This window comes from Defluviitalea raffinosedens (genome assembly GCF_016908775.1).
Taxonomy (GTDB): domain Bacteria; phylum Bacillota; class Clostridia; order Lachnospirales; family Defluviitaleaceae; genus Defluviitalea; species Defluviitalea raffinosedens.
Window position 1 is genome coordinate 1 of the sequence record NZ_JAFBEP010000024.1, and the last position, 13,449, is coordinate 13,449.

The window sequence follows — 13,449 nt, forward strand, 5'->3', positions numbered from 1 at the left end:
TTAATTACTCCGTTCGACTTGCATGTGTTAAGCACGCCGCCAGCGTTCATCCTGAGCCAGGATCAAACTCTCATGTTATAATCCTTGCTAGTTTTGCTAGCTTTTCTATCCTTCAATCAATGGAATTGATTGGGCTTATATAAGCTGTCATACATTATTCTATTGTCAAAGAACTTTTTATTTTCCGTGACGAAGAGTATAATATCAAAAATCAAATTAAATGTCAACCCTCTTTTTTAATTTTTTTATCAAAAAATCTACAAATATATAAATATAGGTTTTATATCTGCGGTTTTTATGGTACACTAATAATAGATGCAATCTTTTTTAAATTGCTTCTTTTTACAGTACAAGAACATTAGAAAGTCGGTATACAGTCATGAAGATACTTATAGTTGGTGATAAAGAATCTCGATATATATGGGACCATTTTGATCGGGAACGCTTTAAAGATATTAATCTAATATTGTCCAGTGGTGATTTGAAGCCCGAATATCTGTCTTTTTTAGTGACTATGATTAAAGCGCCTTTATTCTATGTCCATGGTAACCACGATGGCCGTTATATTTATAAAGAACCTCAAGGATGCACCAGTATAGATAATCAGTTGGTGGTTTACAACAATATTAGAATCCTTGGTTTGGGTGGTTCACAAAACTATAATAATGGTAACTTTCAATATACAGAAAAGGAAATGACGCTTCGCATCAAAAAGTTAAAAAAAGCTCTAAAAAAGCATCATGGATTTGATATATTGCTTACCCATGCACCAGCTTACGGCCTTGGAGACGGAGATGATCTATGTCACAGAGGATTTCAGGCCTTTGTTGATCTTTTGGATCAATATAGTCCGAAATATTTTATACATGGTCACCAGCATTTGAATTATGGTCGGCAAACCAGATTTAGGACTTATAAGAACACATCAATTATTAATTCTTATGAATATTATATTCTGGAATATTAAAAAATCCCCTGACAGGGGATTTTTATTGTTTGATTCCTAGCATTTCTGTTAATGGATCAATACGTTGTTCATCATCTAATATAGGGATTTCTCCTTCTACTCCGTCTACAAACCAATTCATAGACAAAATCTGCTCGTAACTTGCCGTTTCATCTTTAGGTATGCGCAAATTCCCATTTTGATCATAGATAGGTCCTGTAAAAGGATAATATTCATTTTGAACAATCATTTTCTTCATTAATTCAACTAAACACTGAGTCTGTAATGGTACATGGGTTTTGGAATATATGATATCTACCATGCCCGTATCCATTCCCCACCAGAAATTAACCAGCTTGGGGTTGGAATTTAAGACATCAAACACAACCCTCCAGGTACCACTTAAAATATTTCTAAGCAATCTTTCATAGAATATTCCCCAGTTCCAGATTGGCAAGGCAAAATGAACCTGAGATATATCCTTTTCACCCTCATCTGCAAATTTTAAAGAATAAACTCCATATTCCTTTGACACTTCTCCCGGAACCGGCAAGTCATCATGCGAAATGATATCTGCTCCGGCATTATTTAATGTAATCCCAAGATTCTTAGCTTTTTCTGGCTGATCCCATTTATGGGTCCATTCAACCTTGACTTTCACGTAAGGATTAACCATTCTGGCTCCTAAGGCGAAGGCGTTTATTCCAGTAATAACTTCTGGAATAGGGTATGTGGCTACATAGCCGATAATATTTGTTTTAGTTAAGGAACCAGCAATAATACCTGTTAAAAATCTCGGTTCATGGATTCTTCCAAAATAAGTACTTACATGCCTAAAAGAATGGGTTTCAGAACAATTTAAAAACTTAACATTCGGGAATTCCAAGGCTGCTTTTAAAGTAGGATTAATATAAGTTGGACTGGTGGTAAAAATAATATCGTAATCATCTTTAGCCAATTCTTTCAAATACTTATAGGCTTCATTGCTTTCGGGAACATTTTCTAAATAAGTAGTTGTAATTTGATCCTTGAATACGTTTTCTACATGAAGTCTCCCTAAATTATGGGCATAAGTCCATCCGGAAGATTTAATCGTTTTTGCATATACAAAAGCCACTCTAAGATTTTTTCTGGACGTCATTAAAGTGGTCAGGGAAGAAATCACATTCTTTTTTGGCACTTCAATGGGATCAGTTCTAACTTCTCTGGATTGGTTTTCCGATAAAGCTTCTAATTCTGTCATAAACTTTTTAATTCGATTTCTTAACACATCCTCTTTGATCTCATCAGGAAGACCATAGATCTTAATATATTCCAATAAAGCATCCCCTGTCGTTATATTGAGCTTATCTCCCCCCAGCCTATGGTATATTTCTCTGAAAGGCCGATAAATATTCCCCATAAAATGCTTATACTTATCCGAATAAACAGTTAGATTAGGACTATATTGCTGCAAATATTTGCCCAGTTCAGTAAATCCATTCTCTTTTGAAAACCAAATGGAGTTAATTCCTGTTTGCTTGTTAAATTCAAGAAATTCATAATAGATTTTTATTACAGGATCAGACTCATCTTTTTTAGGAATCAAACGTGTTACATCAGCAGCTATGCCATAAGCATCACAATATTTTAAAACACTCACTCTTTTATTTCCTTCGACAACATAAAACCAATTCAAATATTCGTAGACTTTAATAGGATCTCTGATGCCTTCTTCCATATGTGCAATATAAAGTGCCGTCCATTTGGATTTGAATTCGGATTCTCCTGAAATAAGTGGCATAAAATTACTTGCAAAAGCAATACTTCTGGAATGCGAGTATGTACCAATGATCTTTTTAAGAGGAATTTCAACGATTCCCAAATTGATTTCCGATGCAATGTCAGAGTTTTTTACAATTCCGCCTAAGGACGGTAAATATCCCGAAATCCCTTTAGAGACATTTTCTGAATAGCTTGCTTTACCCAATTTACATGCATGTTGAAAGGCATTATCCGCTTCTTGTTTATTCATCTTAACCACCTCTCTTAATACTATTATACCGTTTTAAAAAACTTTTTAAAGTAAAAAAGACATCCGTAGATGTCTTTTTAGTTTATATCACTGCCATTTTCATTATTTTGATTTTCTTCATTTTGAATTTCTTCTGAGGGTTGTTTACTTTGATTTTCTTCATTTTGACTTCCGTCTTCTAATTCTGTTTGCATAGCTACTTCTAATTCTTCAGACAGTTTCTCTTTTTCTAGTTCTGTCATTTCATCATTTATAACTTTCGTACAATTGCAATCTTCTTCTGAATCGCACTCCTCATAATCATCATCATCGAAATCATCATAATCATCATAGTCTTCGTCATCATCATGATTTCTTTTTAGTACAAACCATATGGCTCCGCCAATAGCTGCTATTAAAGTAACTGCCAAAAAAACGCAGGCAATTATTTTCTTTTTTCTTTTTTTAGACGATAACTTGGATAATATTTCTCTAAGTTCATCCATATCCATATGATTTCCTTTCCATTTATTCAACATACCCATTCTCCCTTCATTATGCTTTTCTAATTTCCCCATCTATGTGTAACTTTATGTAAGCTCATATCCATGTATATCTTGAGTTATTTTATGTCGTTTTAGAATTAATTATACAAATAAAAAAAACGGAGGAGGTGGGATTCGAACCCACGGACGGTTTAAGCCGTCAAACGATTTCGAGTCGTTCTCGTTATGACCACTTCGATACTCCTCCAAGCTTAAATTTAATTGCGATATATATCGTATAATATAATTCGAAAATTGTCAAGTTCCATGTTTAAACAGTTTGGGGCGAAAATTATTCGCCCTTATTTCATAAAAATCATAGTGCTGTAAGGAGGCATCTTAACAGTCAAATAGCCATTATCAACTCTATAGTTCTTATTTTCTGTAAAATAGTTATGAATATCCGTAAATAGTATCCTTGTCATTTCATCTTTGTAACGAATACCCACTCTCCATACAGGAATGGATAATTGTCTTTCTTTTTCATCAATGTTTATTGCAATGACAAAATGATGATTCTGATCCCATCGACCATAGCTTAAAACCCAATCATCCGTCAATAAAAATTCTAAAGAACCTGTTTTTAGAGCCTGATAACTCTTATGAATTCTAATAATGTCTTTATGAAAACTTAAAAGTTCATTATCTTCCCTTCCCCATGGATATGTTCGTCTATTATCCGGATCTGTCCACCCTACTACTCCTGCTTCATCTCCGTAATAAATTGTTGGTGCTCCGGGCCAGGTCATTTGAATAACAACTGCTGCTTTCATAACTCCTTTATTGATATTATATGCTGCAGCTTCACTGCCCTTAGTGTGAATACGTCCCACTGTACGATTGGTTCTGGTTAAAAATCTTGAATGATCATGGTTGGATAATTCATTCATAGCAGTTTGAAGGGATTGAATATTGAATCGGGCCATATGATATCTCATGGCGTCTTCAAATATTCTTGCATTTCCAAGCAAATCTCCTCTAAAATGGTCACTGTGCTTTTCCATACCCGTTAAAAAATAAGATACAGGGTCCATAAACCCATCATAATTCATAACCGTATCCCATTGATCTCCCTGAAGCCAATCAAATGAATCCCCATAATGCTCTGCCAATATAATGGCATTGGGATTCGCTTCTTTTACAGCTTTTCTGAATTCTCTCCAAAAATAATGATTGTATTCTTTACTATAGCCTAATTCTGCAGCAACGTCCAAACGCCAGCCATCCGCATTATAGGGAGGTGATACCCATTTGCGTGCAATGCTGATAATATGGTCGAATAGTTCCCTGCAGCCTTCATAATTTAATTTCGGAAGGGTGTCAAATCCATTCCATGTATGATAGCAGTCGTTATTGGGCCAATTGTTAAAATCATACCACTGAAAGTAATTATGATAAAAACTTTCTTTTTCTCTATACGCACCTTTTGGATATCCCAGTTGTCCTCCATAAAACCCTTCTCTGTCCATCCATTTATTAAAAGATCCACAATGATTGAATACACCGTCTAAAATAACCTTTATGCCATTAGCATGGGCCAGCTGAATCAATTTAATCATCAATTCATTGCTTGCGGCTAAATTTTTCTTATCGGTAGTCCTTTTAACATACATGGTGGCATATTTATTGTTAAATTTGCCCTCAGACAAGACTTCTCCTCCGTCCTCAACAATCACTCCAAAATGAGGATCAACATAATCATAATCTTGAATGTCATATTTATGATTGCTCGGAGAAACAAAAATAGGATTAAAGTATATGACTTCTACTCCTAAATCTTTTAAGTAAGGTAATTTGTCCATAACTCCTTTAAGATCGCCACCATAAAATTCACGAATCCCATCAACTGAAGGATATTTATACCAATCATTCACTTTTTCAGAGGGCTTGCCTGCGTAGATATATTCGTTATCCAAAACATCATTGGTTGGATCCCCATTATAAAATCTGTCTACAAAAATTTGATACATGACTGCTCCTTTTGCCCAATCCGGAGTATGAAAATCGGGAACAATCCTAAAATCATAAACATGATCAATATATTTTACTAAACCTTTTTTGTTATAAAAATAGGATATACCATATTTTACAATTTCAAAAAAATATGAGGTACTGCTTTGGCATGGAGGAATGACTCCTTCATAATAATCAAACAGCTCATCCTGTACCAATTTATCCATTTTCAATCTTTGTCCTTGAACATGGACAAAAGCTTCATCTACATTATTTTTTGCCGTTCTTAATTTTACTTTTACCGGTTCATCTTTTCCTGGTTCAACAGGATCTCTGAAATTAGCCGTTTCATCACTAAATATAGCTTTTTCATTAAGATATTCTTTTACTGTACTCATATATGCAATCAATTTTTGTGCATAACTCATATTAGAAAAATTCAGAAGCAAGTCCATAGATTTCCTCCTCATATGACCAGTTGACCTTGATACGACCTTTTCAGTATCATATTATTCTTTCTTGTTGAATCCTATTCTATGAAGTGTTAATATTGAAACTTTTTAATGATTATATCATAGGGATAATCTTAAGCCAAGCAGCGCATCCACTAATTTAGGACATGTTTCCATCTTTATTGTAGTATATTTTTCTATTTTTTTCATCTTATGTAATTATCAAAAAGAATTCAGTCACACTTCTTTTACAGGAATAATAGTATATAGTAGAGGTCGCGGCCTTACCTCATATACGACTTTTGAAAGGAGGCAAATATATGGCTGATGGTGTAATTGGTAGCGGAAATTTTGCTGCTTTATTGGCTGAACATATTGGCGAAACAGTTACAATATTTACATCAAGCGGCGGTCAATCCGGTTCAGGATTTACAGGAGTTATTCTTAGCGTTAATAATGTATTCGTTAGATTAATTACCAGAATAGGTCCTCCTCCAGGATGTTCTTTAGGTAATGCATGTACTGGATTTAATGTTGGTTATGGTTTAAGTGCTTATGGCGGTGACTGTGGTATTGCTGGTGGATATGGTGCTGGATATGGTTATGGTCCTATTGCTCCAGCCAGTGAAATCGGTGCTGTATCTGCTGGTGGATGGGATGGATATCCTGTTTATACAGTTGGATCTGTTACAGATATTCCGATCGCAAATATTGTTTCCTTCGTTCATAACGCCGTTTAATCTTGCCAAAAAGGTAGTTCTTAAAAAGAGCTACCTTTTTACATATATTGGAACTATATGTGATTTAAAAACATACAATACAATATGATGTTTTCCTTTTGGAGGTGGAAACAACTTGAATCTTCAAGAAATTGAAAAGTTAAAATCAATTTTAACTCAATTTGTAATGCAAGGTTGCCATATGCAATGTATCCCGAATCAAAATGCTGCTTTAAGAGCATCCGGAAGAGTTGTAGGCGTAGGATTCAGACCCCTGTGGTCATCACCCATAGATTCCAAGATTGAAAAGATTGAACTCAATTATATTGATCAGAGAGGAACTCTGCAACCCTATTCATTATATAATGTAATCGGCTACGACATTGTTTCATATGATGGCCAAAATTTAGAAAACTCAGATCATATAATCTTTGATATGCATGTGTATTCTCCTATCAAAGCTGCCAGTAAAGAACCTTATGATAAAGTGAGACTGGATATACGAAAAGGATCTACTCGATAAGTCATATTATTCGTTCCGGGGCCTGTCCCCGGATACCTGTTATTGTATTCAATGAGAGGAAGGATGCTATGTGGAAAATATTTTATATGCTTTATTTATTAAGAAACATAAATCAAACTTCCCCAGAAGAAAAGTCTCCTCCATTCTTCAATAGTGAGGCTAAATTTCTTTTCACCGAAATTTTAAAGCAATACATAGGTCAAACCGTCACTATTTTCGTCATCGGAGGTGGCCCGGGCGGTTCTGGATACACTGGAATACTTATGAGTGTAAAAAATGAATACATATCCATATACATGAATCCAATGACCTTAGCTGAAATTCCTGTATCAAAAATTACTTGTTTCTCACACAATTTGCTGTAATTTATTCTCTCTTTTATAGAATTCTATAAAAATAACTTTTCCCTCTTTCTTCTCTTCAACTTCATAACCCAATGTACTGTATCGATTCATTTCTTCAAAATAAATACCTGCAATTTCTTCAAGGGTATTTCCCGTAAACAGCCTCCTTTTTATTAATTTGTTTTCAGGTGCTGTATATATACTTTCACTCATTTTCTTTTTTTTCGTGTTTAAAAAAAGCTTGACCGTGTTTTTTCTTTTTACACATCTTGTTATGTAATGCATCTTACCATACCCCCTACATCATTTCTATGTCTGTCCAAATATAAATATTCCAAACGAATGACATGTAGGTAGTATGGCCAAAAGATGCCTTTTTTATGAAATAAAATACCCTATTTTATTAGATAGTTTCTATCACTGGCTTAAGTTTTATGGAATTACTGGATTCAACGTACTGTGTATCTTTACTTTGAGGAAGAAATGTACCTTCCATAATGGCATCAAGTTCTTCTTCATTAATGGTTTCCTGAGCCAAAAGAGCTTCTGCGATGGCATTTAAAAAGAATTTGCTTTCAATAATCAGTTCTTTTGCTTCAAAATATAAGCGTTCCATATGACTTCTGCATTCAGAAATCAATATTTCTTCTAAATATCCCTGAGAATTATTGTTAAGCAGGATTTCCGTATTCAAAAGTCCTATTTTCTTACTCATTCCGTATTTAGTCACATAATCTCTTATGATCTGAGTGGCTTTTTCAATATCATTACTTGCTCCGGTTGTAATGTTTTCTTCCCCAAAAATTAATTCCTCAGCAATTCTTCCTCCAAGACTAATCATAATTTGTGCTTCCATTTCTTTTTTGGTATGGTACATTTTATCCGGAGGAATATTCATGCTAAATCCTCCAGCCCCCTTAGTGCTTGGAATAATCGTTACTTTAGATACAGTATTATGAGGTGCTATAAGTTTTGTAATCAGTGCATGGCCTGCTTCATGATAAGCAGTAACTTCTCTTTCAATTTGCAATATGGTGCTTCTGTCTTTTTTTTCTGAACCGGCTATGACTTTATAAAAAGCTTTATCAATATCCATCCAGTCGATTTTTTTTGCATTTCTTTTTGCTGCCATAATAGCAGCTTCATTTAGAAGATTTTCCAGCATCGCTCCACTAAAGTATACAGTTTGCTTTGCTAATTTCCCCAAATTTATATTATCAGACAAGGGCTTGTTTTTCCCATGAAGTCTTAAAATATATTCCCTGCCGTTAACATCAGGAAGACCTATTTCAATATGGCGATCAAAACGGCCAGGTCTTAAGAGTGCCTCATCTAATATATCCAACCTGTTCGTAGCTGCAATAACAATAATCCCTTCATTGTCTTTAAATCCTGACATTTCTGTGAGTAAAGCATTAAGCGTCTGATCCCTTTCATCATTTCCACCCGCTAAGCCATTGGATCTTTTTTTACCTAATGTATCAATTTCATCGATAAAAATAACTGCCTTCCCCTCTTTTCTTGCTTTTTCAAAAAGTTCTCGAACGCGACTTGCCCCCACGCCCACATACATTTGAACAAAATCTGATCCTGAAACAGAAAAAAACGGAACCCCAGCCTCTCCTGCAATAGCTTTTGCCATTAAAGTTTTACCTGTTCCCGGAGGCCCATAAAAAATAATGCCTCTTGGCATTCTCGCTCCATATCGTACATATTTCTCCGGCTTTTGAAGAAAATCAATAATATCTTGTACTTCTTCTTTTGCTTCTTCGTTTCCTGCCACATCAGCGAAAGAAAATCTTTTTGCCTTCTGTAATTCTACTTCTTTCACATTTAAACCCATTAAATTCCCCGATGTTTGAGAGGTTAACCTCTTTGATACATATCTAAAGACTATTAAAAAAAGAATAATCATTAAAACGCCTTGAATAATACTGCCAGCAGTAGCTGAATTAGCCTCTTCCACTGAAATCCCTTTCTTTAAAAGAAATTCTTTCAATTCCGGATTTCTTGGATTGTCCGTAATATATATCTTATTTTCAATATCTTTTAAGTGCAGTTGCATTTTAGCTGTACCATTCAAAATAACGTCTTCTACGTTGCCCGCTTCTACTTCTTCTAAAAAATTAGAATACGAAATTTCTTCTATATTGGATTGCTTATATATGAACAATATCCCGAGAATAACAATCAGCGCGATAATAGGTATTGTCCAGATATATTTTCGATTCTTTTTCACGACATGACCTCCCCTGGAATTTTTACACATAAACCTTGATAATCATAGTTTACATAATTTATTTACAGTATAATACATTTTTTCTAAATTGTCGATGGTAGTTGTTTACACAAAAAGCAGCCGAATTACGGTGTAATCCGACTGCTTTAATGGGTGTTTATAATCATTGATGCGTTTGGTATATTTTGAAGAGCCGATATGATTTTGCTTGCTTCTTCGCTGGTCCAATCTTTACTTGGTTTATCTTCCCCTATAACACTGCTGCAAAAAGTTCTAAGCTGTTCTTCATCAAAATGCTTTTCCTTAGATAAATTATATATAAATTTCCTTTGCTTCTCACTGCTGGGTTTTGCCGCTTCTTCCTGAAGCTCCATATCTTCTACATCCTGAGTAAATATACCGGATGAACGAGTTGCTGATAATACTGCATCAATAAGAGCACGTTTTTTAGCCATTTTAAGAATTGTATTGACAATCGTATAGGGATCTTGGTACCTGTATTTTCTTTCTTTAGAATTACATGAGCCTACACCCTGAGCTTCAAGAAGATTATTTCTCTTATTGATTAAAGTGACTTCTACTTCATAATGAAAGAATCCCTTTTCCCAATCTTCTACTCGATTTTTTACTTCTACCATTTTGGCAAAGCCATATACATCACACAACTTTTCTGCTCCCGGTTTTAATAACGTTGGCTTAGAGACTCCGGGAATTTCTCCATAGTCTTCTCCTTTAATCATATACTTCTTAATAAATTCTTCAAGAAGATGAATGCGGCTTTCTACTTCTTCTAATGAAATTGCAAAAGAAGGTACAATATCATTATTTTTCGCTTCCATTGGCAATCTCCTTATAATTCATATTCAAAAGATCAGTGTAGTCCAATTCTAGGATATGTAAAAAACAAACGAAATATGTCAAAATACATTAAGAAGTTTTTTGAATAAAAGAAAAACAGTGGAAATCCCACTGCTTTTCTGGAGAAGGTATTAAATTTTTTGGGGGGGTGCAGCAACTCACTTGCTGCTTTATATAATTAAATCAATTGGGGGGGTCTTACAAGTGTTATTATAACAAATATTTCAATGTAAGTGTGCATAAACATTATCCAATTCGACATTATTTTTAGGTAATTTTTTATAATTTATATTGCCAACCAAATAAAGACTAAAGAAAAATATACAAAATATGACTAAAAAAACCATACTCCTTATATCTCAGTGACTTACTGTCGAATCTTAATATAAAAGATTATCCATCGAAGCTTTTTCATATTCCTTGTTCAACCCAAAATACTCTGCTACAATATCTCTAAATATCTCTGCAGGATAAGCTGAAGAATATGCATATGGAATAGCAACAACAATTGCAATTTGGGGATCATCATATGGAGCAAATCCCACAAACCAGGCATGTTCTCCTCTGCTGAGCTGTTCTTGAGCACTTCCTGTTTTACCTGCCACTTTTATTGGAAAATCTTTAAATACTGCCCGGACTGTTCCTTCATCTCCAGATGTCACTTCATACATTCCTTTATAGATGATCTGCAAATTTTCCGGGTCAAATTCTGACTTCTCCAATACTTCTGGTTCTTTTTCCAAAACGGTTACTCCATCATAGGTCTTTACGGAATCCACAACATGTAAATTATATAAGGTCCCTCCATTGGCTAAAGTGGCAATATATCTCGCCATATGAATAGGCGCAAAATTATGGGTCCCCTGACCAATTGCAGAACGAATAACATCTCTGTCCGATAACTTAGGTTCGTATTCATCCAGTTCAATTCCAGTTTTTCTGTCTAATCCGAATTTACTTGCATAGTTTCTAAGCACATTGAGTCCATTTTGCTCAATGCCGTTTTTCCCATTGGCTTTCGCCATTCTGTAAGAAGTTTCATAGAAAAAGTAGTTGCAGGATACTTCTAAAGCCCTAGTAATATCTGTTAATCCATGGCCGACATGATAAGAGCTATAAATCCAGCATCTGGCATATGGAAGGCCTGCATCTGTGTATATACCTTTATCGTTTATCCTTTCAGAACGCGTAATGACGCCTTCTTCCAACCCCGCTATCCCTGTAATCATCTTAAATGTCGAACCAGGCGCCATTCTCCCTTGAGTTGCCCTTGGAAACATTGGTATAGTGGGATCTCCCTGGAGTTTTTTGTAATATTCATAGTCTATGCCATTAATAAATTTATTATTGTCATAGCTCGGATAACTAACAAGACTCAGCACTTCCCCCGAATGAACATCTACCACAACTACAGCGCCGGTACTGGGGTCTAATCCCAGTTCATGTGGAGAAATTTCTCCAGTACTTATTCTCTCCTTTAAAACCTCTATGGGCGATATGGTCCCTCGTTCCAAATTCTTTCTGAACTGATCATCTGCTGTTATAACATTTTGCTCCACCATAACACTAATCATATTTTTAGATGATATTTCTCTGGCTTTAATCATATCTATTAACGCTTCTTTAGCTAATTCAACTTCACTTTTCCCTTCTTCTTCATCCGTATCCTCTTTCATATTTTTTATTTTACTCTTTAACCTGTCGGCTATAGCTTTTTGTGCTGTATCCGCAGGAGCTTTAAGTATTGCTTCAGTAGAAATTGTATTCGTACTTACCAGCCCTGCAAGTAAATCTTGAATATATATAGGTGGCTCGGTTTTAGAAGGGGATCTCTCTATTCTTGAAAGAATAATATTGGTCAATTTATTGACTAATATCTCTTCAACCTTTTTTTGAAGACTTAAATCCAATGTTAAAAATATCTTTCCTCCAGGTATAGGGTTTTCTACTTTGTGAACTTGTTTTCTTTGCCCTAATGGATCTACTTCTACTGAAGTTGAGCCATCTTTTCCTCTGAGATAAAGCTCCATTTCTCTTTCAATGCCTATTCTTCCAACAATATCATCCTGATTATACCCTTGGTCTTTTAATGATTCATATTGCTCTTGTGTAATTTTTCCTGTATATCCTATAATATGGCTTACCAGTTCTCCTTCAGGATAATATCTTACCGCTTCAACATCAATATAAAAGCCTGGGTATTTATCATAATTTTCTTCTATCTCGGCTATTGTCTTATCCTTTATATCCGTGGCAACAGTAATAGGCTGATATTTTCTGTAGCGTTTTTGATAGAGAGAATACTTTAATGAAAGGACTTTTCTCGCATCCTTATCACTTAGTTCAGGGTCAATGTCAAAAAAGTTTCTTAACTCCTGAAAAAAATCATCTCCATTCATTTCTAACTGTTTTTTTGTTAGTTGACTTCGTTCTTTACCAAATACTTCTTCCTTCCATCTGATTTCTTCATTTTCTGTAGTTTGAAATTCAAAGGGCTTTTCAGCAGACAAAGGAAGTTCATCGATCATTTTTTCATTGTTTTTCTCCAACAATTTAACCAAGTTTAACAAAACTTCATCACGATTTTCAACATCAATGCTCGGATCTAATTTAATGCTCATAGCGTTTTTATTCACTGCTAAAGGCTTACCATACCGGTCATAGATCGTTCCTCTAGGGGCGGAAATAGGTAACTCTCGCAGAACGTTGGTATTAACTTTGCTTTGATGATATTCCCCTTCAATAATTTGAAGTTTAAATAAATACACACCCAATATGCAAAATATCGTAAAAAAACCCAAAGCAAGGATAAACAATCGACTTGTGATGAATTTTATAAATTTACTCAAATTTGATTCCATAATTTCAACCCCTAAT

Annotated in this window: 11 protein-coding genes, 1 tRNA gene and 1 rRNA gene; 4 read left to right on the forward strand and 9 right to left on the reverse strand. The window is 34.8% G+C overall.

The window, feature by feature from the left end; all coding sequences use genetic code 11:
* A 16S ribosomal RNA gene (locus JOD07_RS13340) occupies window positions 1-78 on the reverse strand; the annotation flags it as partial.
* A 301-nt stretch (window positions 79-379) separates the two neighbouring features.
* On the opposite strand from JOD07_RS13340, the gene JOD07_RS13345 reads away from it, so the two are divergent.
* Complete coding sequence (locus JOD07_RS13345; protein WP_158740103.1) at window positions 380-967, forward strand: metallophosphoesterase family protein; 588 nt, start codon at window positions 380-382, stop codon at window positions 965-967.
* A 22-nt stretch (window positions 968-989) separates the two neighbouring features.
* Here the strand turns inward: JOD07_RS13345 and JOD07_RS13350 are convergent, their stop codons facing one another.
* The 4 genes from JOD07_RS13350 to JOD07_RS13365 all read right to left on the reverse strand — a co-directional run bounded on the left by JOD07_RS13350 (window position 990) and on the right by JOD07_RS13365 (window position 5,892).
* Entirely contained in the window at window positions 990-2,960 is a 1,971-nt protein-coding gene (locus JOD07_RS13350) for a BMP family ABC transporter substrate-binding protein (RefSeq protein WP_158740102.1), read from the reverse strand.
* A 77-nt stretch (window positions 2,961-3,037) separates the two neighbouring features.
* Window positions 3,038-3,478 carry a hypothetical protein gene (locus tag JOD07_RS13355; RefSeq protein ID WP_204614305.1) on the reverse strand — a complete coding sequence of 147 codons (441 nt, stop codon included), beginning with the start codon at window positions 3,476-3,478 and terminating at the stop codon, window positions 3,038-3,040.
* Between the two features lie 126 nt (window positions 3,479-3,604).
* Window positions 3,605-3,692: transfer RNA gene (locus JOD07_RS13360), tRNA-Ser, on the reverse strand.
* Window positions 3,693-3,786: 94 nt separating this feature from the next.
* A complete protein-coding gene (locus JOD07_RS13365) occupies window positions 3,787-5,892 on the reverse strand; it encodes a glycoside hydrolase family 13 protein (RefSeq protein ID WP_158740100.1) in 2,106 nt (701 codons plus the stop codon).
* 317 nt (window positions 5,893-6,209) lie between these two features.
* Here JOD07_RS13365 and JOD07_RS13370 point away from each other — a divergent pair, with 317 nt between their 5' ends.
* The 3 genes from JOD07_RS13370 to JOD07_RS13380 all read left to right on the forward strand — a co-directional run bounded on the left by JOD07_RS13370 (window position 6,210) and on the right by JOD07_RS13380 (window position 7,496).
* Complete coding sequence (locus JOD07_RS13370) at window positions 6,210-6,629, forward strand: hypothetical protein (RefSeq protein WP_158740099.1); 420 nt, start codon at window positions 6,210-6,212, stop codon at window positions 6,627-6,629.
* A gap of 115 nt (window positions 6,630-6,744) precedes the next feature.
* Entirely contained in the window at window positions 6,745-7,131 is a 387-nt protein-coding gene (locus JOD07_RS13375) for a hypothetical protein (RefSeq protein WP_158740098.1), read from the forward strand.
* Between the two features lie 68 nt (window positions 7,132-7,199).
* The gene (locus JOD07_RS13380; protein WP_207756972.1) at window positions 7,200-7,496 is read left to right on the forward strand and encodes a hypothetical protein; all 297 of its coding nucleotides are present in this window, start codon (window positions 7,200-7,202) and stop codon (window positions 7,494-7,496) included.
* Here the strand turns inward: JOD07_RS13380 and JOD07_RS13385 are convergent.
* The 4 genes from JOD07_RS13385 to JOD07_RS13400 form a co-directional block, all read right to left on the reverse strand.
* Entirely contained in the window at window positions 7,479-7,760 is a 282-nt protein-coding gene (locus JOD07_RS13385) for a hypothetical protein (RefSeq protein ID WP_158740097.1), read from the reverse strand. The two genes, JOD07_RS13380 and JOD07_RS13385, sit on opposite strands and share 18 nt — an antisense overlap.
* Window positions 7,761-7,878: 118 nt before the next feature.
* Window positions 7,879-9,714: an ATP-dependent zinc metalloprotease FtsH gene (ftsH, locus tag JOD07_RS13390; RefSeq protein ID WP_330576544.1), complete on the reverse strand. Its 1,836-nt coding sequence runs from the start codon at window positions 9,712-9,714 to the stop codon at window positions 7,879-7,881.
* Between the two features lie 146 nt (window positions 9,715-9,860).
* Window positions 9,861-10,553: a hypothetical protein gene (locus JOD07_RS13395; RefSeq protein ID WP_158740095.1), complete on the reverse strand. Its 693-nt coding sequence runs from the start codon at window positions 10,551-10,553 to the stop codon at window positions 9,861-9,863.
* Window positions 10,554-10,952: 399 nt separating this feature from the next.
* The gene (locus JOD07_RS13400; protein WP_158740094.1) at window positions 10,953-13,433 is read right to left on the reverse strand and encodes a penicillin-binding transpeptidase domain-containing protein; all 2,481 of its coding nucleotides are present in this window, start codon (window positions 13,431-13,433) and stop codon (window positions 10,953-10,955) included.
* Window positions 13,434-13,449: the final 16 nt, after the last annotated feature.